This window comes from Tateyamaria omphalii, from assembly GCF_001969365.1.
In the GTDB taxonomy this organism is placed as follows: Bacteria; Pseudomonadota; Alphaproteobacteria; order Rhodobacterales; family Rhodobacteraceae; genus Tateyamaria; species Tateyamaria omphalii_A.
The window spans coordinates 1566297-1586910 of record NZ_CP019312.1; the positions used below are offsets into that span (position 1 = coordinate 1566297).

Consider the following 20614-nt stretch of genomic DNA (forward strand, 5'->3'; position numbering starts at 1 on the left):
TTGCAGCCGGTCTAAGCCGTTGATTAGAAACGGTTTCAAAAACGTCCCACAATGGGACGTTCGTCACCCCGCCTGCACCTCCTCCTCATCAAGATGCGCCACACGCGCGCCCGATTTCGAAGAGGTCACGACCCCAAGCGATTTCAATTTCCGATGCAGCGCCGACCGCTCCATCCCCACAAAATTGGCCGTCCGGCTGATATTGCCCCCGAACCGATTGATCTGGGTCAGCAGATATTCCCGCTCAAACGCCTCCCGCGCCTCCCTCAGCGGCAAGGTCGCCAAGGCCCCCGAAAGCACCACGCGCCCCTCCTCGCCCGCGGGCTCCTCCGAGCCCGGCAACTCCTTGGCATCAATTGGGCCCGTCCCGTCCCCCAGTATCAAAACCCGCTCGATCATATTCTTCAACTGCCGCACATTCCCCGGCCAGACCATCGTCTGCATCAAGGCCGACGCATCCTCGGTCAGCTCCCGTTTCGGAAGGCCCTGCGCCGCGTTGCATTCCTCGATGAAATGCGAGGCCAGCACCGGAATATCCTCGCGCCGATCCTCAAGGCTGGGCACGGCAATCGGCACCACATTCAAACGGTGATAAAGTTCCTGCCGGAACGTCTCGGCCGCGATCGCCTCTTCCAGATTGCGATTGGTCGAGGAAATCACCCGCAGATCGACCCGCACATTATCCGTGCCGCCGACCCGCTGAAACTGCTGGTCCACGAGAACCCGCAGGATCTTGGATTGCGTGCCGATGGGCATGTCGGCGACCTCATCGAAATAGATCACCCCACCATGCGCCTGCTCCAAGAGCCCAGGCTCGACCCCGCGGTCGGCGCTTTCCTTGCCGAACAGCACCTCTTCCATATTCTCTGGCGCCACGCCCGCGCAATTCACGGTGATAAAGGGCGCATCGGACCGGTTGGAATTGGCGTGGATATAGCGCGCCGCAACCTCCTTGCCGCAGCCCGCAGGACCGGTGAGCATCACCCGTCCATTCGATTTCGTCACCTTATCGAGCTGCGAGATCAGAGCGCGGAAGCTGGCCGAAGCGCCGATCATCTTAGCCTCGGCCACCTCGGGGCGGCGCAGGCTCTGGTTTTCGCGGCGCAGGCGCGAGGTTTCCATCGCGCGGCGGATGACGACCAGCAACTGGTCGATATTGAAGGGTTTTTCGATGAAATCGTAAGCGCCCTGCTTGATCGCCGCGACCGCAATCTCGATATTGCCGTGGCCTGATATGATGACCACGGGCACGCCGGGATTGTCACGCTTGACCGCCTTGAGGATGTCGATCCCGTCCATCCGGCTGTCCTTGAGCCAGATGTCGAGGATCATCAACGCAGGTTCCGCCGTGTTGATGGCCGCCATCGCATCGTCGGAATTACCCGCGAGCCGCGTGGCATAGCCCTCATCCTCGAGAATGTCCGAGATCAACTCCCGGATGTCGCGTTCATCGTCTACGATCAAGATATCGCTCATACCGCTTCCTCTTTCTCAACTGCTGGTGCTTGGGCCAGGATGGGCAAGGTGATGACCGCCATGGCGCCGCTGTGGGTCTGGCCCGCAAAGGGGGCCGCGTCGTCGAGGGTCAGGGTGCCCCCGTGTTCTTCGATGATCTTCTTGACGATGGGCAGGCCAAGGCCCGTCCCCTCGTCCCGGGTGGTCACGTAGGGTTCGAACAGGCGCGCGCGGTCCTCAGGCAGGCCAATGCCGTTGTCCGAAATTGTGATCACAGCGCCGATCGGGTTGGTCTCCATACGCACCTCGATGCGTGGCGCGTGACCATCCGGAGCCCCTTTTTTACGCAATGTTTCAATGGCTTCTCCACCATTCTTCACAAGGTTTGTCAGCGCTTGAGAGATCATGGTCGCGTCCACCTCGGCGTGGATGGCCGTGTCTGGCAGGTCTGCCACGATCTGCACATCGGGCTGACCGGACTGCTGCAGGACGACGGCGTCCCGCACGATCTGGGTCAAATCCTCGCTCTTGCGTTCGGGTTCGGGCATGCGCGCAAATTTGGAGAACTCATCAACAATGCGGCGCAGGTCGCCGGTCTGGCGCACGATCACGTCGGTCATCTGTTCGAGACTGTCGCTCTCCTCGCCCAGCTTCGGGCTGAACTTGCGCTTGATGCGTTCCGCGCTGAGCTGGATGGGGGTCAGCGGGTTCTTGATCTCGTGTGCGATGCGGCGGGCCACATCGCCCCAGGCCGCCATCCGCTGCGCCGACACAAGGTCGGTCACGTCGTCGAAGGCAACCACATATCCCTCGAGCGTGCCTTCGACGCTGCGGCGCGTCGCCATACGGACCAGCAGGTTTTCGAGGCGGCCATTGCGCGTCACCTTGACCTCGCCCGTGGCGACCTCTTGCGGGCCCGCCCGGAGCAGGGCGAAGAGTGCCGCGAATTCCGGCACGGCAACAGCCAGCGGAACGGTTTCGCGCCCCTCTTGCCAATGCAGGAGGCGCGCGCCGGAGCGGTTAACGAACGTGACGCGCCCATTGGCATCGACGCCGACCACACCGGAGGTGACAGAGCTGAGCACCGAATCGAACAGGCGGCGGCGGCGTTCGATCTGTTCGGTGTTGGCGAGCAGGGTCTGACGCTGACCCTTGAGCTGCTTGGTCATCTGGTTGAAGTAGCGGCCGAGCATGGCGATTTCGTCGTCGCCCTCTTCCTCTCGCACCTGCACGTCGAGGTCCCCGGCCCCGACCCGCTGCGCAGCACCGGTCAGGCGGCCCACGGGACCGGACAGACGTTCAGCGAACCACAGGCCCAACCAGATCGCGGCCAGGATCAGGATCACGGCAAAGCCCAGATAAAGCAGGCCGAACTGAAAGAGCACAGTTCCGCGTTCGCTTTCAAGCTGTTGATACAGCCGCACGGTTTCCTTGGTTTCATCCAGCAGCGACAGGATTTCACCGTCCACATCGCGGCTGACATAGACAAAGCGGTCCACATAGCTGGCGAGCGGCACGAGCGCGCGGAATTCATTGTTGTCCCAGTCCTGGATCACCAAACCGGCTGCGTCTCTGGACTGCTTGATCTGGTCGGAATTGGGCTGTTCGAAATCAAAGAGATAGGAGCGGTCGCCCCGCGCGCGTATATCGCCGGTGCCGTCGATAATGTAGGCTTCGCGCAGGCCGCGCTGCACTTGCAACTGCCCTTCGGTCAGCACCTCACGGTCGCTGACGATTTGCGCGCCGCGCACGGTGTCGATGTAGCGCGCAAGGGCGCGAGCGTCGGTGATCAGGTCCTCGCGCTGTTCGGATTCGTAGGCTTCGGCGGCGGCAAGGGAAGCACCGACCACGCGGCTGACGCGGTCGGAAAACCACCCCTCGAGCCCGATATTCACTGTGAGACCGGCAAAGACGGCGACAGTGACGGTCGGGATCAGGGCAAGAAGAGCAAAGACGCCGGTGAGCCGCAGGTGCAGGCGTGACCCGGCAGACTTCGCGCGCCGCGCCGCGATCAGCCGCGCGATCTGCGATAGAACAAGCGCACCAAGCAGCAGGACATAGACAAGGTCGGCCAACAGAACGAGACGGAGCGACAGCGCGTTCGCGCCCTGATCGAGTGGGCCAAGAACAAGGAAAGTCGCCAGCGCGAGTACCGGCCCCAGAAGGACCAGCCCCAGCGTCGCAAAGTTGCGCACGCGCCTGCGTCGTCGCAATCGACCCAGCGTTAACCACCAGGTTGTGCGTGTTCCGGATGCCACTTCGTGCGCCCTCGATGATGTGGCACACAGGGTGCCTTACCGCCATATCCCGTGATCATCCGCACCGATGCGGCGCAGATGCCACGGGTTGTGTGGCAGTATTACATCAATTTGCGGCGGCGTGTCACCTCAATATCAAGATCGGTGATTTTCTTGCGCAAGGTATTTCGGTTGATGCCCAAAAGGTCCGCGCATTTCGCCTGATTTCCACCCGTGGCGTCGAGCGCGATTTCGATCAGGGGCGCTTCGACCTCGCGCAGGATCCGCTGGTAGAGGCCCGGAGGTGGCAGCATGTTGCCGTGCAGGTCGAAGTAGCGCTTGAGGTGGCGCGCGACGGACGCGCCCAGCTTTTCGGTGTCGCCCGCACTGCGGATCGGTTCCAGTTCGGGCTGGCTGCCCAGCACCTGTTCGACCTCGGATGCCGAGATTTCGACGGCGCGGCTGGTGAGGCCAAGGCGACGTACCGCATTTTCCAACTGACGCACATTGCCGGGCCAGGAATAGGTGCGGAAAATCTCTGCCGCGGCTTCGGACAGGGCCCGGCGGGGTTGCCCCGTCTTTTCGCCGCGCACGAGGAAATGTTCGGCGAGCAGCGGGATATCGTCGACCCGTTCGCGCAAGGCAGGCACGTTGAGCGTGGCACCCGAGAGCCGGTAATAGAGGTCCTTGCGCACCTGTCCTGCTTCCATCGCCGCCGTCAGGTCGGTTTGCGAGGTGGCCAGGAAGCGCGGGACATATTCGCCGGGCGTATCCATCATCCGCACGATGCGCGCCTGGATTTCCTCGGGGATATCGCCGATCTCATCGATCAGAAGCGTGCCGCCCTTGACCCGCGCCAGCACGCGCGCCGGGCCTTCGAGGTCTTGCAGTTCAGCGGCGTTCACCGTGACAAACGGAAGCGTACGGCGGTCAGAAAAGTCATGGATCGCGCGCGCAATCAGCGATTTGCCGGTGCCGCTTTCGCCCCAGATCAGCACGGGCAGGTCGGTGTTCATCACCCGCGCCACAACGCGGTAGAGCGCTTGCATGATCGCCGTCCGCCCAACGAGGGGCAGCTCGTCGGGGCGGTCAATCTCTTCTTCGCGTGCGGGCGCGTGGGCCTTTTGTTCCAGCGCCTTGGCCGTGCGTTTCATCAGGTCCGGCAGGTCGAACGGTTTGGGCAGGTAGTCATAGGCTTCGGCCTCGGCCGCCTGGATCGCTGTCATGATCGTGTTCTGCGCGCTGATCACGATCACCGGCAGGCCGGGCCGGTCTTCGGAGATCTTGGGCAGCATTTCCAGCCCGTTGCCGTCGGGCATCATCACATCCGAGATCACCACGTCGCCCTTCCCCTCGCCCACCCATCGCATGAGCGTCGTCAGGCTGGAGGTGGCGTGCACCTTGCACCCCGCACGCGTCAGTGCCTGGGTCAGAACGGTGCGGATCGTGCGGTCGTCATCGGCAACAAGAACGGTGCCATCCATGTGCTAGTCCTTTGGTTGTTCGGAATGAAGCTGCGCTGACTTGGGCGCGCGGGGCAGTGACAGGCGAAACACGGTTTTGCCTGGAACGGAGGTGACGGAAATCCAGCCGCCGTGGTCCGAGATGATCTTGGACACCAGCGCAAGGCCAAGGCCGGTGCCGTTCTCCTTGCCCGATACGAACGGGTCGAAGATATCGGCGGCGATGGCGTCGGGCAGGCCGGGACCGTCATCAATGATCTCGATCTGCAAGGGCAGTGACTGGCCGGACCCATCGGCACGGCGCAGGCGGAACGAGTGTTCAAAATAGCTGTGCAGGCGGATCTTCCCGCCCGCATCGCCAGCGGCCTCGGAAGCGTTCTTGAGCAGGTTGAGCACGACTTGCAACAGCTTGTCCGGGTCGCCATAGGCCAGCGGCAGTGAGGGGTCGTAATCCTCAATGATCTTCATTTGCGCGCCAAAGCCCAGAAGCGCGGAGCGCCGTGCGCGATCCAGCACGTCGTGGATGTTCACCGCCTTGAGGTCGGGCGGCGACAGGTTGCCGAACTGTTCGACCTGCTCCAACAGCTTGACGATGCGCCGTCCCTCTTCGACGATCAGATCGGTGAGTTCCAGATCCTCGGGCTTGAGGTTCATGCTGAGGAGTTGCGCGGCGCCGGTGATGCCCGCGAGCGGGTTCTTGATCTCATGCGCCAGCATCTCGGCCATGCCGATGGCGGATTTGGCAGCGGATTTGACCGAATGGTTCTGCGTCATGCGCCCCGACAACTCGCGCGGCGAGATCATCAGCACCATGTGATCCGGCGCCCCGATGAGCGGCGCGATCTGCAGGGCGCATTGCAGCGGCGCGCGTCGTCCGTGGCCCACATCCACGTCGTTGACGAAAAGCGGCGTGCCGTTCTTGCGGGCGCGGGCCAGGTTGTCTTCCAGCGGGGCATCGACCGCCAGCTCGTCCCAAAGCGGCAGCCCCTTCATCGTCTTGACGGAGGAGTTGAAGAACCCCTCGGCGGCGGAATTGATGTCGACGATCTCGTCCTGCGGCCCGATGATGATCACCGGCACGGGCAATGACGCCCAAAGATCCCCTGCCCCGGTCATGCCGCGGCCATCCCGGCTTCGGGGCACAGCGCGCGCGGCAGCAGATCCATCGTGGCCTTGGGAGTCTTTGCCGTCAGCACCGCGCGGCGCAGATCAGCGGGCGTGCCAGCCGTGTCCATGAACCAACCCAGATGCTTGCGCGCGACGCGCAGGCCCAACAGGTCGCCATAGAAGGCGAGCATGGCGTCGTAATGCGCCATCACCATCTCGGCAAAGGCATCGCCGCGCGGCACATCCGGCGCAGGTGTGCCGTAAAGCGCACGCGCGACCTGCGCCAAAAGCCACGGCTTGCCCTGCGCGCCGCGCCCGATCATCACACCATGCGCGCCCGACTGGTCGAGCGCTTGTCGAGCGGTGGCGGGATCAACAATGTCGCCATTGGCGATCACCGGGATGTCCACGGCATCAACCACGGCCCGGATCGCCGCCCAATCGGCCTGTCCCTTGTAGAACTGGCAGCGCGTGCGCCCATGGATCACGATCTGGCGAATGCCTGCCGCCTCGGCCCGCGCGGCAATGTCGGGCGCGTTCATCAGCGCATCATCCCAGCCAAGCCGGGTCTTGAGCGTGACCGGAATGTCGACAGCATTCACGACCGCCTCGATCAGCGTCAACGCATGATCCGGGTCGCGCATCAGCGCAGACCCGGAATACCCGTTCACAACCTTTTTGGCCGGGCAGCCCATGTTGATGTCGATGACGCGCGCGCCTTGCCCAGCGACCATCCGGGCCGCTTCGGCCATCGGCGCGGCCTCTCGCCCGGCCAATTGCACGGCTGTTCCAGCGGCGCCAAGCCCGAGTTCGGCCTTTTCGCGGCTGCCCGGGCGTGCGTTCAGCATATCGTGGCTCGCCACCATCTCGGACACCACCATACCGGCCCCGAACCGGGCCACGAGGGACCGGAACGGCAGGTCGGTGATTCCGGCCATCGGGGCCAGCATTACGGGAGCTGTCATGTCGAGGGGGCCTGCGGCCATGCCTGATGCCTAATCATTGTGCGTTTACCTTTGGTACTTCACTGTCTGGGTTTTCTCAATTCTCTCAGGCCTGTTTGTGCGTCATGCAGCGGCTGACCGCCTATTTTTTGTGCACCCCCGTGAGGCATGGACAGGATGCCCGTCTGCGCCTAGAGATCGCATATGATTGGGAAGGAATTGCGATGAATGGCGCCGCTGCCGTGATCGTTGCGGCGGGCCGAGGGGTCCGCGCAGGGGGCGATATGCCCAAGCAGTGGCAGGCGCTGTCAGGACGCCCCATATTTGCGCACACGCTGGATGCGTTCGCCAGCCATCCCGGGATTGCAGAGATCGTTCTGGTCATAAATCCGCAGGACAGGAACATGTTGGCCATGCTGGACATGGGCACTGCAACCCTTGTCGAGGGTGGCGCAGACCGGGCGGCGTCGGTGCGGAACGGGCTGGACGCCGTCGCCCGATCGAAAATGGTGCTGATCCATGATGTGGCACGGCCCCTTGTGACGGCCGAGACCATTTCCAACGTGATCGCGGCATTGGACAAGACGCCGGGCGCTGCACCGGCCCTGCCCGTGACCGACGCGCTTTGGACCGGCGCGGATGGTCAGGTCACAGGCACGCAGGATCGCACCGGGCTGTACCGGGCGCAAACGCCGCAAGGCTTTCACCTGGAGGCGATCCGCGCGGCCCACGCAGCGCACCCCGGCGGTGCAGCGGATGATGTAGAGGTCGCACGCGCCCACGGCCTTGCGGTTGCCATTGTGCCCGGTGATGAGGACAATCTGAAAATTACCATGCCTGCGGATTTCGCGCGGGCCGACCGGATCTTGCGAGGGCGCGATGGACATTAGACTGGGCAACGGATTTGACGTGCATGCCTTTGGTCCCGGCGATCATATCACGCTCTGCGGCGTGCAGGTGCCACATGACAAGGGGCTGATCGGCCATTCGGATGCGGATGTTGGCATGCACACAGTGACCGATGCGATCTATGGCGCGCTGGCCCGCGGGGACATTGGACAGCACTTTCCGCCCACGGATCCCCGGTGGAAAGGTGCGGCAAGCGATATCTTCCTCCGCCATGCGGTGGCACTGGCAGCGGACATGGGGTTCGAGATTTCCAACGTGGATTGCACACTGATCTGCGAAGCACCCAAGATCGGGCCACATGCGGCACAGATGCGCGCCGTTATGGCCGGGATTATGGAGCTGGGGCAGGACCGCGTATCGGTCAAGGCGACAACGTCCGAGCGTTTGGGCTTTACCGGGCGCGGCGAGGGCATCGCCTGCATCGCCACCGCCGCGTTGATCAAGCCATGATGGCCCGCATCCTGGGCACAGCGTGTTTCGTGGGTTATTTGCGGCCCGCGCCGGGCACCTGGGGGTCGCTTTTTGCGTTGCCGCTGGCCTGGGCCCTGCACATTGCCGGGGGGTTTCCGCTGCTTGCGTTGGCAACGCTTTCGTATTTTGCAGCCGCCTTGTGGGCAACGGCTCAGATGACGGCAGGCAGCACGGACCATGATCCGTCCGAGATCGTCGCAGACGAAGTTGTCGGTCAGTGGATTGCCCTGTTCCCGCTCAGCTACGCGGCCTGGGATCGGGGGATCGACATTCTGGCGATGTGGCCGGGTTGGTTGGCTGCCTTTGCCCTGTTTCGCCTTTTCGATATCTGGAAGCCTTGGTTGGTGGGCTGGGCAGATCGGCGTGGCGATGCGCTTGGGGTGATGCTTGATGATGTGATTGCGGGCGTCTTTGCAGCCATTGGCGTTCTGGCACTCGCCGCCCTTGCCCACGGGGTGTTGATGAGATGACCCTCGCCGCGGACGTGCTTGATCTTGCGAAGGAACGGCAGGTCATGGTGGCCACAGCCGAAAGCTGTACCGGCGGTATGGTGGCGGCGGCATTGACCGACGTGCCCGGATCGTCCACCGTCGTCGAACGCGGGTTCGTAACGTACACGAACCGCGCCAAGATCGAGATGTTGGGGGTCAGCTCGGCCACGCTTGAGGCACATGGCGCGGTCAGCGAAGATGTGGCCGCCGAGATGGCGCGTGGCGCCCTGACGCACGCGCCCGTTCAGCTTGCGGTGTCGATCACGGGCATCGCGGGGCCCGGCGGATCAGAGTTCAAACCGGAGGGCCGGGTGTGCTTTGGCATCGCCGATGCGAACGGTGTGCATACCGAAACGGTTGAGTTCGGAGCATTGGGACGTGACAACGTGCGTATCGCCGCGCGGGATCACGCGCTGGAACTACTCAAAAATGCCCTGTCGGCAGTGTAACTCGCAACCATGTCAAAATTATTATTTATTTTCAAATACTTAAATTCCATCCACCCTTAAAGACAGTCGTGACATGACGCGCTTCTTTTCAGTAACCTCGCTTGCGCCGTCTACGGCGCCAGCAGCTGGGCGAACCGTGGCACATCATCGTCTTCGATGGCTTGCGCAATCTTATTCGCCCGTGCGCCCACCAGCGCCCGGGCCTTTGCATGGATCCGGGCGCGCCGCGTGTGCAGGGGCAAGGGGGCATCCAGATCATGCATGTGCTCAACGCCATCCACGACGACGCGCGCCTGCATCTCTGTCAAACCGTGATCCGGCTGGACCTGCACCCGGTCCCGCCATGCGACGAGCGTGGGGTCTTGCGCGCAGCGGTCGGTGAAGGCCCCCACATCTCCGGTATCACTGCCATGGGCCGCCATGGCCAGCACGTGACGGTAAGAGAACTTGGCCCCGAGCCCGGTGTCGGGGGATGGCTGGTTGCACACGGTCATCCAACGCGGATGCGTGTGTACGGTGATCTGCTCTGCGGCGGACAGATCAATGCCCCGAACCGCCTCCAACGCCGCATGCAACCCGTGACAGCAGGCATGGAACTTGTGGCTGACCGATCCCATGCGCCAGACAAATGGCACGTCGGCCCCTGTCCCATGATGGGACGCACCAAAGCCCAGCGGCGCGGCAAGCCCGTCAGAGGCGGACGTCATGCCTGCCTGCGCCCAAAGGGCCGCCTCAATCCCGGTACGCGCCGCCAGACCTGCATTCAACGGCTTGCCCATGGTCCCAAACTGCGACTTCAGCCCTGACGCCATCGTGCTGCACAGTCCCAGCGCGTGGCGCATCTGGGAATCGGACAGTCCAAGCAACCGACCGGATGCAACGGTGGCGCCGAATGCACCGGCGGTCGCCGTTTGATGAAACCCCAGCTCGTAATGGTCCCGGCCGAGCCAAAGCCCCACGGCAATGGACGCTTCGGCGCCGACCAGAGCGGCATCGACCATCTGCGCGAGCGATGCACCCTGCCCCTCCGCCATGGCGAGCGCGGCAGGCAGCACAGCGACCGATGGATGCCCGATATGCGCAAAATGCGTGTCGTCATAGTCCAGCGCATGTGACAGCGTACCGTTGACCAACGCGGCCTCCGCCAGCGCGCCGCCACGCCCGTCAAAGCGCGTCGCAGGACCAAGCGCCTGCAACGTCGCTGCCCAGCTGTCGAACGCCCCATCACGATGACCGACGATGCCACACGCCGCCCAATCCAGCAGTGACAGTCGCATCACGGCGCGCACGTCCTCTGGCGGTTCCGCCTTGGCGTAGGCCAGAACCGACGCGGTGATGTCCATGCTTCTCTGGTTCAAAAAAATCCTCCCCGAAGGGCCGGGTTGCCACTTGGCCGCCGGTCTAGCGGTAAAGCTTCGCTGCTCTCCGTTCGAACGCGCGCACGATGCGCTGCATGGCTTCGTTGAACACGACCCCGATGATGCCCTGCAGGATCGCGTTCTTGAACTCGAAGTCCACGAAAAACGACACCTCGCACCCGCCCTCGGCCTCAGCAAAGGCCCAGTTGGACTTCATGTGGCGAAACGGGCCATCCAGATATTCGGTGTCGATCTTCTTTGCCTCGGGGTAGAGAACCACACGAGAGCCGAAGCGTTCGCGAAAGACCTTGAAGCTGATCACAAGATCGGCCTCCATCACTTTGCTGTCACCTTTGGGTGTGACGGTGCGCACGCGCGCCGCGGCGCACCACGGCAGGAACTGCGGGTATTTGCTGACATCGGCGACCAGATCATACATCTGTTGTGGGCTGTATGGCAGGAAGCGGGTTTCGGAATGTGTGGGCATTGCGGTAGGAATGGCCTTGAGACGCGTGTTGCTGGCATGTGTCCCGAATGCCCAATGAAATCAAGGGGACGCAGATGTCAGAGCGGCCATATGTCATAGACCAGATGATCTCGGCCAAGGCCATCGCGGCCCGGATCGAGACATTGTGCGACGAGATCCAGAGCGAATTTGCAGGCACCGACAAGCTGGTCGTGGTGGGTTTGCTGCGGGGCTCTTTCGTGTTCATCGCCGATCTGGTGCGTGAGTTGAACCTGCCCATCGAGGTCGATTTCCTTGAGGCGTCTTCCTATGGCGACGGCATGGAAAGCAGCCGGGAAGTGCGTATTCTCAAGGACTTGCGCGGCGCAATTGAAGGGCGCGATGTGCTGGTCGTCGAAGATATCGTTGACACCGGATTTACCATGCAGCACGTGATCCGCCTGCTGAAGGGGCGCAAGCCATCCAAGCTGCGCACCATTGCGCTGCTGGACAAGCCAAGCCGCCGCGAGGTTGAGGTCAAGGCGGACTGGACCGGCTTCGAGATCCCGGATGAATTTGTCGTGGGGTACGGCATTGATTATGCGCAGCGCAACCGCAACCTGCCCTTTATCGGCAAGGTGCGGTTCACCTGAACAGCCGGATCTTGCCCGTTGTGGTTACGGTTCCGTTTACGATTTTTCCCGACTTCGCATAGCGTGTTTGGTCTCCGCGAGATGCTGCATCCAACGCCTCAATGGCGTCCTGCAAATGGGCAATCGCAACCTCGTGCCTTCGCGGATCAAGTTCTGAAATCAGCAATTCCAGCACGGTTATGTTTTTCGCCGGGTCAGTCATAGGGCGCACTTCCTCGTGTCAATCCAGCAGTACCCCTATGTGCGGCGCAGGTTGACACTGTCAAGAAGAATCACCTCTCCCTAGGGTGGTATCCCTTTGTAAAACCACACGAAAAACGGTACTAAGACTTTCGTTAATCGGCTTTTGACATGTGCGAAGATCGGTTTTTTTGTGCCCGGCAACTGCGCATTACATAAGCGGATCAGCCGAAACAGCGAGCAATACCCTGCGCGTGTACCTCGCACACCAAAGGCGGACCGCCAAAACAGGCCTCGCCACACGCGATGCTGTTTTGGCGGTCGGCCTTACCCGAATTTGGCTTGTCGCGCCGCGCGCAGCCGCGCGAAATCGTCGCCAGCGTGGTAAGATGATCGAGTGAGCGGCGTAGCGGACACCATCAAGAAGCCCTTGCCATAGGCCGCTTTCTCGTAGGACGCGAATTCATCAGGATGCACGAAGCGATCTACGCGGTGGTGTTTTGGCGTCGGTTGCAAGTATTGGCCGATGGTCAGAAAGTCGATGTCCGCGGCGCGCATGTCCTCCATCACCTGAATGACCGACTGCCGGTCTTCGCCCAGGCCCACCATGATACCGGACTTGGTGAACATCGTCGGGTCCAGTTCCTTGACCCGTTGGAGCAGCCGCAGGCTGTGGAAATAGCGGGCACCCGGTCGTACCTCGGGGTATAGTCCCGGTACAGTCTCAAGATTGTGGTTGAAGACGTCGGGTCGCGCCTCGACCACGACCTCGAGCACAGAGGGATCGCAGCGGATGAAATCCGGCGTCAGGATCTCGATCGTTGTGCCCGGACTGCGGTGCCGGACGGCGCGAATGGTCTGGGCAAAATGCTCTGCCCCGCCATCCTCGATGTCGTCGCGGTCGACCGAGGTGATGACCACGTGGTTCAGGCCAAGCTTTTCGACGGCATGGGCGACGCGGCCCGGCTCGAACGCATCCAGCGCCTCTGGCGGTTTGCCCGTCGCGATGTTGCAAAACGTGCAGGCGCGGGTGCAGACCTCGCCCATGATCATCATGGTGGCGTGCCCCTGGCTCCAGCATTCGCCCACATTGGGGCAACCCGCCTCTTCGCACACGGTGACAAGGCCGTTGTCGCGCATGATCTTGTGGGTGTCCTTGTACCCTTGGCTCACCGGCGCCTTGACCCGAATCCAATCCGGTTTCTTGGGCTGCGGATTGTCGGGCCGCCGCGCCTTTTCAGGGTGCCTTTGCTCGGGGATCTTCAGGTCGCGCATGGAATTCTGCCAGATGGTTCAGCTTTAAACTTATTCCTAACATAAGGGACGCATCGGAAAACACCACGTGGCGCATGGCCGCTATGCAGGCTCGGGGCAATTTCCGCAGATCGTCAGCGACACGAAGGCTTCAAAACCGTTTTCGGACGCCCAGAACAAAACCGGTTGACCCAGCATCAACTTCGAACAGCCCATACCCATCCGAACGGTGGTGCAAGCGCAGAAAGGTTGTCAGATCCGGATCTGGCAAGTCGAACTCGATTTCCGCCATCCAGTGAACGAAAAGCCGCTGCGACGCGCCGTTGCGGTCAATCTCGACCTGCGGAACGTCCGATGCATAAGACAGCCCTAGGCCAGCCGCCAGCGACGTCACCACGGATCGTGTGTCAGGCACATAGCGCAGGACAACCGGAACGCTCAACTCGAAGTGGTCCTGCCGTCCGAAATGACCAAGCAGCTGCGCTTCGGCCCCAAAGCGAAACCGGCTGTCCCCAATGGCCCTGTCGGCCCCGACCGCCACACCAACCATATGCGAGCCCGCGAACCGCAAACGCTTGGGATTGACGGTTTCGTGCCAACTGCCCTCAGTCATCGTGCCTATGACGACAGAGCCGTGGACCTCCCACTCTGCCCGAGCGGCGGAAGCGGAAAGAACGAACAAGCAGGCAGTTGCGCCGGCGCGCGCCAGCCATCGGAAATGCGTCATCCTGCGCAATGCCTCACTGAAAATGCAAATTGGTCAAGGTCACCTTATGCCGCGTGCCCGGTTTCTTCCCTTGACCGAGCGCAAAGAGCGGCGTTTTGTCGTCATCTGCACACAAAAAAGTGGCGCCGCGGGAGGAGCGCGACGCCACTCTTTGTCACCGGGCGAAACGATCAGCCTATCATGCCGCCGCCCGGCCCCGTGGTCTCATCGTAGTGCTGCTTGAGCCGCATCAGCGCGATGCGCAGCACGATCTTGCCGGAGCGCGCCGACCAGCCCAGTTTCTTTTCGGCGCTTTCAAGCCCCTCAAGATAGCAGCAGCACCGCAAAACAACGTCGGACAACCCCGGTCCAAGATCACGCAGGGCTGCGGCAACCCGGTTGCGTGCCCCTTCGGGTCCGTTTCCAACGCCGCTGTCCATGGCAAAGCCGCCACGCCCGCCGCCGGTCAGGAAGCGGTCCCAGTTCTGGGCCACGCGCGGGCCCATCTGGGCAAGTTCGAAATCCTCGCGCAGCCGTTCGCCGGCTGTGACCAGATCGTCGGACAGAAAGGGCTCTCCGCCCTTATCGCGGCGACGTGCCAGCGCCGTGAGTGGTGATTCCGCAAGGTTGTAGCGGACCTTGCGCGGCTGGCCTGTCTCTGTATCCCGCACCGTGCGCTCGCCCCATTGCCGGTGCTGGTCGGCAAACGGCGTCGCAGCCTCGGCAAAGCCGGGTTGCTCCCGTTCGACCTCGCCCATCATATCGGCCAGGGCCGTGCGTCCGGCTGGGGTGATCTTATACCGGGTGATCCGCCCGGTTTGGTCGGCTGCGATCCAGTCTTGCAGGGCCATCGCCTCGGCGACCTTGCGATCCACCACGGCTGTGCGGGTACTGCTGCCGGTCACGCCATCGCGCACAACGACTGCTTTCTGCATATCGACCGCAACGGCAAGCACCGCGCCGGTTTCGCATAGACGGCGCAGGATGCGCACCGCATCCTGCGTCATGGCTGCGGTTTCATGGGGCGTGTCGTGATCAAGTGCGCGAGCGGTTTGCATGTCAGCGTCATCCTTGTTGGGCCGATGGTCAGCCGACGAACGAGAACGACCGACCGTGGCACCCAGCTTGCGCAACACGGCATCTACCAGTGGATCATCGCGCCGGGTCTCGTACCGTCGGATCTGACGCAACACGGTCGAGGCATGGCAGCCCGACTTGCGCGCCAATTCGCGAATTGGCAGCCCCGCTTCGGTATGAGCAAGGTAGTGTACGGCCGCGTCCGGAACCCAAGTCGGCAGGTTCAGGTCCGTGGCGCAGAATGCATCGCTATTGCGCATCGGTAGTGTCCGTCCTTCTTCCCTTCGGGCCCCGTGTGTCATGACTTTTGCACCGGGTTGTCCACAAAATAGTCCACACAACCTAAAGCTGCATTGATTACCGGATCGTTAACATTCGTCGTGCTGAGCAGCATTGTTTCTAAATGATAAACAGTTGCTAAACGAACGTGCGGGCTCCGTTCACCACACGCAACACCCGCTCAGGTTGTGCAATGGTCACCGCAACGCCGCTTCCGGGGAAGGAGCGACGCACTCAAAAAGGAGACCGGAAATGCAAGATATCCTGACCATGCTCAGCACACTGCGCCGCCCTCGCCTGCTGATGCGCGCGGCACGAATCGGTGCGGAAGACTACCGTCGCAGCGCGCATCTGCCCCGCTTGCTGGGATATGGACACTTACCGCGTCACGGCGCCGCCCTGATGCGCCTGATGGAGATCGAAGGCGAATTGAATGCGCAACGCATCTCGGACGATTCGTCCTACAGCCTCTTGCGCCATATCGACATTTTGATTGCTATCGTTGGCGAAGCCCGCATCTTGCGGGCCGCACAAAACGAACTTGCAACATGATCACATGAAACTGTCAGGCTCCGCCGCCTTCTTTTCAGCGACGTAAGCATCCAGGGCCTCGCGTATGGCGGGGTCCATGGCGGGTTGCTGATAGTCGGCGAGGAGCTTTTTGACCCGCTCAGTGGCAAGCTGTGCGGTGTCGCGCGCGCCCTCGTCTTCCCAGGTCTCGAACGGCTTGTAGTCCAGAACGTCCGACTTCCAGAACGCGGATTTGAAATTCGCCTGCGTATGGGCGCAACCCAGGTAATGCCCGCCCGGGCCTACCTCTCGGATCGCATCCATGGCTTGGGCATTCGCATCGACCTGAACGCCTGCCGCCAAATGATGCAGTGTGCCCAGCTGATCCGCATCCATCACGAACTTCTCGTAGGAACTGACCAATCCCCCTTCGAGCCAGCCGCAGGCGTGCAACATGAAGTTCACGCCGGCCAGCAGCCCCATGTTCAGCGAATTCGCCGTCTCATACGCGGCCTGGGCATCAGGCAGTTTCGATCCGCAAAACGACCCCGCCGAGCGGAAGGGCAGCCCCAAACGGCGCGCCAACTGGCCCGCCCCATAGGTGATATGCGCCGCTTCCGGCGTGCCAAAGGTCGGGGCACCTGAATTCATGTCGATGGAGGTCACAAATGCGCCCATGATCACCGGCGCGCCTGCGCGGCACAGTTGGGAATAGGCGATACCAGCCAACACCTCCGCCAGCACTTGGGTCAGCGTGCCGGCTACGGACACGGGCGCCATCGCCCCGCCAACAATGAAGGGCGAGATGATACAGGCCTGGTTTGACTGGGCATAGACCTCTAGCGCGCCCATCATTACGTCATCGAAAGTCATGGGCGAGTTGATGTTGATCAGCGAGGTCATCACCGTTTTGCGCTGAATGACATCCTTGCCGAACAGGATCTCCGCCATCTCGACCGAATCGCGCGCGCGGTCTGGCTCCGTGACCGAGCCCATGAAGGGTTTGTCCGACAGCGTCATATGAGCATGCAGCATGTCCAGATGACGCTTGTTCACCGCCACATCCGTAGGCTCGCACACGGTCCCGCCGGAATGGTGCAGCCACTTGGACATATAGCCCAGCTTCACGAAGTTGCGGAAATCCTCCATCGTCGCATAGCGCCGACCACCGTCGGCATCGCGGACGAAGGGCGGACCATAGACTGGGGCCAGCACGAGGTTCTTGCCGCCGACCTCAACCGACCGGGCCGGATTGCGGGCATGCTGGGTGAAGGATGATGGCGCTGTCGCGCAAAGCTTGCGCGCCAGACCGCGCGGGATACGCACCCGCTCGCCGCTCACATCCGCCCCGGCATCACGCCACCGGTCAAGCGCTGCGGGATTGTCCGGGAAATTCACCCCGATCTCTTCCAGCACCGTTTCGGCGTTGTGCTCGATGATCTCCAGCGCTTCCTCTGTCAGCACCTCGAAATTGGGAATGTTGCGCTCAATGAACCGGGCCGTCTCGAACGACACGGCACTGCGCTCGGCCCGGCGGGCGGCACCGCCACCACCACGTCCACGTCTGCGTGTCGCTGCCTCGGTCATAAGCATTCCCCCTCTTGCACGTCCTTGGGTGTGCAGGTTCTTACCGCATCGCAGCATCGCCCGCTGGCCCATAGCGCCCCCAGAGGGAAAAAAGCGACATGCGCTCTTCTTCTGACCAAAAATACCACGGGGTCTGGGGCAGAGCCCCAGTCGGGTGCTTGCCACCCCTTGCACACGGGCCTATTGCAAGCCCATGACCGACCAGACCCACGACCGCCTTCTTATCATCGACTTCGGCAGCCAGGTGACGCAACTGATCGCGCGCCGCCTGCGCGAACTGGATGTGTATTGCGAAATTCATCCCTATCAAAACGTCACCGATGCCAGCCTGGCGGAGATGTCGCCCAAAGCCGTCATCCTGTCCGGCGGCCCCGACAGCGTGACGCGCCCCGGCTCGCCCCGCGCGCCCGAGGCGCTTTGGACCATGGGCATCCCGGTCCTCGGCATCTGCTATGGCCAGCAGGCGATGATGCAGCAACTGGGTGGCGAGGTGCATGGCGGCAAGATCTCGGGCGGCGGCGGCACGGCCGAGTTCGGTCGCGCCTTTGTCACACCCGCTGGACAGCTTGATTTGCTCAACGGCTGGTTTGCGAACGGCAACGAACAGGTGTGGATGAGCCATGGCGACCACGTGTCGAAACTGGCGCCGGGGTTCGAGGTCTACGGCACCTCCCCCAACGCGCCCTTTGCGATCACCGCCGACACCTCCCGCCATTTCTATGCCGTGCAATTCCACCCCGAAGTGCACCACACACCAAAGGGCGCCAAACTCTACGAAAACTTCGTCAAATTGGCCGGCTTCGCGGGCGACTGGACCATGGGCGCCTATCGCGAGGAGGCGGTTGAGCGCATTCGGGAACAGGTGGGCGACAAAAAGGTGATCTGCGCCCTGTCCGGCGGTGTCGACAGTTCGGTCGCCGCCGCGCTGATCCACGAAGCTGTGGGCGACCAGTTGACCTGCGTCTTTGTCGACCATGGGCTTTTGCGCAAGAACGAAGCAGACGAGGTCGTGGGCATGTTCCGCGATCACATGAACCTGTCGGTGATCCACGCAGACGAAACCGAACTCTTCCTTGGCGAACTTGACGGGCAATCCGACCCCGAAACCAAGCGCAAGATCATTGGCCGATTGTTCATCGACGTGTTCCAGAAATACGCCGACCAGATCGAAGGCGCGGAATTCTTGGCGCAGGGGACACTTTACCCGGACGTCATTGAGAGCGTGAGCTTTTCGGGTGGCCCTTCGGTCACGATCAAATCTCACCACAATGTGGGCGGTCTGCCGGAAAAGATGGGCCTCAAGCTGGTCGAACCGCTGCGCGAATTGTTCAAGGACGAGGTGCGCGCCCTAGGTCGCGAACTGGGCCTGCCCGACCATTTCATCGGGCGCCACCCCTTCCCCGGCCCCGGCCTTGCCATCCGCTGTCCGGGCGAGATCACGCGCGCCAAGCTCGAGATCCTGCGCGAAGCCGACGCCGTCTATATCGACCAGATCCGCAAGCACGGGCTCTATGACGAAATCTGGCAAGCGTTCTGCGCCATCCTTCCAGTGCGTACCGTGGGCGTCATGGGCGATGGGCGCACCTATGACTACGCCTGCGCCTTGCGCGCCGTCACTTCCGTCGATGGGATGACGGCAGACTACTATCCGTTCAGCCACGATTTTTTGGGCGAAACGGCGACGCGCATCATCAACGAGGTGCCTGGGATCAACCGGGTCACATATGACATCACTTCAAAGCCGCCGGGCACCATCGAATGGGAGTGACGCTGAACGGGTTTCTGCGCTGCGCGTCAGAGAGTGAAGCCGACCGCGTCCGTGCTGCGTTGCCGGAGCATGTCCGGCTGACGAGGGCGGAACCGGGCTGCGTCCGTTTCGATGTTGTGCCGACAGACGATCCGCTGGTGTGGACAGTCTCCGAGGCGTTCACCGACCCCGCCGCATTCAAGGCACATCAGGCGCGCGCCGCCAAATCCGACTGGGCACGCGACACCGCCGGGATCGCCCGCGACTACACGATCAAGGGCATGGAATGAGCCCTATTCTCAGGGCGGCCCTGTGGATGACAGGGTCAATCGCCTCCTTTTCGGCGATGGCCGTTGCCGGACGCGAAGTGTCAGGCAGCCTCGATACCTTTGAGATCATGATGTACCGCAGCTTTGTCGGTGTGATCGTGGTCGTTGCCATTGTGGCCGGCACGGGCGCATGGCGCAACATCCGCACCGACCGGTTGGGCACCCATCTGGTGCGCAACCTGGCCCATTTCACCGGTCAGAACCTCTGGTTCTATGCCGTTACAGTGATCCCGCTTGCACAGGTCTTTGCGCTGGAGTTCACCTCGCCCATCTGGGTGATTGTGCTCAGCCCCCTTGTGCTGGGCGAACGCTTGACCGCGGTGCGGGCCATGGCGGCGATCATGGGGTTCATCGGCATTCTCATCGTGGCGCGCCCAGACATGGCAGGCTTGAACGCGGGAGTCATAACGGCAGCATCCTCGGCCATCTTCTTTGCGATCACCATCATGCTGACAAAACGCCTGACACGGCACGAGGGGATCGCGTCGATCCTGTTCTGGCTCACGACGATGCAACTGATCATGGGGATCGTCATGGCAGGCTATGATGGCGACATCGCATTGCCGGACGTGCAGACCGGGCCGTGGGTCTTTCTGATTGGATGTGCTGGCCTGCTGGCGCATTATTGCCTGACCCATGCGCTGTCGATCGCACCTGCAACAGTCGTTGTACCAATCGACTTTATTCGCTTACCCACCATCGCGGTGATCGGGATGGTGGTGTATGGAGAGACGATTGATGCCTGGGTGTTTATCGGTGCAGCGATCATTTTTGCCGGCAACTACGTGAACATTTGGGTGGAATCGCGGCAATCCAAACCGCTGTGACCTGAAAGTCACAGATATATGACGCTCCGTCACGGGGTCCCATTTGCCCTAGCGTCAATATTGACGCACCCCCCTTGAAACCGGCTTATACATTCCCAACGCGCATCCACTCGACATATCTGCCGCGCGCCTTTGG

The 20614-nt window shown here is 62.1% G+C and carries 21 protein-coding genes; 9 read left to right on the forward strand and 12 right to left on the reverse strand.

Going from position 1 to position 20614, the window contains the following annotated elements; translation table 11 throughout:
* Positions 1-63: 63 nt before the first annotated feature.
* The 5 genes from ntrX to dusB form a co-directional block, all read right to left on the reverse strand.
* Entirely contained in the window at positions 64-1476 is a 1413-nt protein-coding gene (gene ntrX, locus BWR18_RS07805) for a nitrogen assimilation response regulator NtrX (protein ID WP_076627454.1), read from the reverse strand.
* Entirely contained in the window at positions 1473-3650 is a 2178-nt protein-coding gene (locus BWR18_RS07810) for an ATP-binding protein (protein ID WP_438873646.1), read from the reverse strand. Before BWR18_RS07810 ends, ntrX begins: the two co-directional genes overlap by 4 nt.
* 164 nt (positions 3651-3814) lie before the next feature.
* Complete coding sequence (locus BWR18_RS07815; protein ID WP_076627456.1) at positions 3815-5176, reverse strand: response regulator; 1362 nt, start codon at positions 5174-5176, stop codon at positions 3815-3817.
* Positions 5177-5179: 3 nt separating this feature from the next.
* The gene (locus BWR18_RS07820; protein ID WP_076627457.1) at positions 5180-6271 is read right to left on the reverse strand and encodes a two-component system sensor histidine kinase NtrB; all 1092 of its coding nucleotides are present in this window, start codon (positions 6269-6271) and stop codon (positions 5180-5182) included.
* Entirely contained in the window at positions 6268-7227 is a 960-nt protein-coding gene (gene dusB / locus BWR18_RS07825; protein ID WP_368073645.1) for a tRNA dihydrouridine synthase DusB, read from the reverse strand. The genes BWR18_RS07820 and dusB overlap by 4 nt, the downstream gene beginning before the upstream one ends.
* A 203-nt stretch (positions 7228-7430) precedes the next feature.
* Between dusB and ispD the strand changes: the two genes are divergently transcribed.
* From ispD to BWR18_RS07845, 4 genes are read left to right on the forward strand one after another with little or no spacing between them, the layout of a single operon-like run.
* The gene (ispD, locus tag BWR18_RS07830; RefSeq protein ID WP_076630188.1) at positions 7431-8096 is read left to right on the forward strand and encodes a 2-C-methyl-D-erythritol 4-phosphate cytidylyltransferase; all 666 of its coding nucleotides are present in this window, start codon (positions 7431-7433) and stop codon (positions 8094-8096) included.
* Entirely contained in the window at positions 8086-8565 is a 480-nt protein-coding gene (ispF, locus tag BWR18_RS07835; RefSeq protein ID WP_076627459.1) for a 2-C-methyl-D-erythritol 2,4-cyclodiphosphate synthase, read from the forward strand. Before ispD ends, ispF begins: the two co-directional genes overlap by 11 nt.
* A complete protein-coding gene (locus tag BWR18_RS07840; protein ID WP_076630189.1) occupies positions 8565-9056 on the forward strand; it encodes a phosphatidylglycerophosphatase A family protein in 492 nt (163 codons plus the stop codon). The genes ispF and BWR18_RS07840 overlap by 1 nt, the downstream gene beginning before the upstream one ends.
* Positions 9053-9526, forward strand: coding sequence for a CinA family protein (locus BWR18_RS07845; protein ID WP_076627460.1), 474 nt, complete (start codon positions 9053-9055; stop codon positions 9524-9526). Before BWR18_RS07840 ends, BWR18_RS07845 begins: the two co-directional genes overlap by 4 nt.
* 110 nt (positions 9527-9636) lie before the next feature.
* Here BWR18_RS07845 and BWR18_RS07850 read toward each other — a convergent pair whose 3' ends face one another.
* Together BWR18_RS07850 and BWR18_RS07855 are read right to left on the reverse strand one after the other, a co-directional pair.
* Positions 9637-10869, reverse strand: coding sequence for an MmgE/PrpD family protein (locus tag BWR18_RS07850; protein WP_076627461.1), 1233 nt, complete (start codon positions 10867-10869; stop codon positions 9637-9639).
* Between the two features lie 58 nt (positions 10870-10927).
* Positions 10928-11371, reverse strand: coding sequence for a type II toxin-antitoxin system RatA family toxin (locus BWR18_RS07855; RefSeq protein ID WP_076627462.1), 444 nt, complete (start codon positions 11369-11371; stop codon positions 10928-10930).
* Positions 11372-11445: 74 nt separating this feature from the next.
* Here BWR18_RS07855 and hpt point away from each other — a divergent pair, with 74 nt between their 5' ends.
* Positions 11446-11982, forward strand: coding sequence for a hypoxanthine phosphoribosyltransferase (gene hpt / locus BWR18_RS07860; protein WP_076630190.1), 537 nt, complete (start codon positions 11446-11448; stop codon positions 11980-11982).
* Here the strand turns inward: hpt and BWR18_RS07865 are convergent.
* From BWR18_RS07865 to BWR18_RS07880, 4 genes are all read right to left on the reverse strand, one after another.
* Positions 11975-12184, reverse strand: a complete 210-nt coding sequence (locus BWR18_RS07865; RefSeq protein WP_076627463.1) for a hypothetical protein — start codon at positions 12182-12184, stop codon at positions 11975-11977. The genes hpt and BWR18_RS07865 overlap by 8 nt on opposite strands.
* Positions 12185-12489: 305 nt before the next feature.
* The gene (gene lipA, locus BWR18_RS07870) at positions 12490-13437 is read right to left on the reverse strand and encodes a lipoyl synthase (RefSeq protein WP_076627464.1); all 948 of its coding nucleotides are present in this window, start codon (positions 13435-13437) and stop codon (positions 12490-12492) included.
* Positions 13438-13567: 130 nt separating this feature from the next.
* A complete protein-coding gene (locus tag BWR18_RS07875) occupies positions 13568-14029 on the reverse strand; it encodes a hypothetical protein (protein WP_157598676.1) in 462 nt (153 codons plus the stop codon).
* Between the two features lie 284 nt (positions 14030-14313).
* Positions 14314-15459 (reverse strand): DUF6456 domain-containing protein, encoded by a 1146-nt coding sequence (locus BWR18_RS07880; RefSeq protein ID WP_076627466.1) that lies wholly within the window; start codon positions 15457-15459, stop codon positions 14314-14316.
* Positions 15460-15730: 271 nt separating this feature from the next.
* On the opposite strand from BWR18_RS07880, the gene BWR18_RS07885 reads away from it, so the two are divergent.
* Complete coding sequence (locus BWR18_RS07885; RefSeq protein ID WP_076627467.1) at positions 15731-16030, forward strand: DUF6477 family protein; 300 nt, start codon at positions 15731-15733, stop codon at positions 16028-16030.
* Here the strand turns inward: BWR18_RS07885 and BWR18_RS07890 are convergent, their stop codons facing one another.
* Positions 16031-17575, reverse strand: coding sequence for a trimethylamine methyltransferase family protein (locus BWR18_RS07890; protein ID WP_076627468.1), 1545 nt, complete (start codon positions 17573-17575; stop codon positions 16031-16033).
* 193 nt (positions 17576-17768) lie between these two features.
* On the opposite strand from BWR18_RS07890, the gene guaA reads away from it, so the two are divergent.
* From guaA to BWR18_RS07905, 3 genes are read left to right on the forward strand one after another with little or no spacing between them, the layout of a single operon-like run.
* Positions 17769-19343, forward strand: a complete 1575-nt coding sequence (gene guaA, locus BWR18_RS07895; protein ID WP_076627469.1) for a glutamine-hydrolyzing GMP synthase — start codon at positions 17769-17771, stop codon at positions 19341-19343.
* Entirely contained in the window at positions 19334-19612 is a 279-nt protein-coding gene (locus BWR18_RS07900; RefSeq protein WP_076627470.1) for a putative quinol monooxygenase, read from the forward strand. Before guaA ends, BWR18_RS07900 begins: the two co-directional genes overlap by 10 nt.
* Positions 19609-20478: a DMT family transporter gene (locus BWR18_RS07905; protein WP_076627471.1), complete on the forward strand. Its 870-nt coding sequence runs from the start codon at positions 19609-19611 to the stop codon at positions 20476-20478. Before BWR18_RS07900 ends, BWR18_RS07905 begins: the two co-directional genes overlap by 4 nt.
* The last annotated feature ends 136 nt before the right edge of the window (positions 20479-20614 follow it).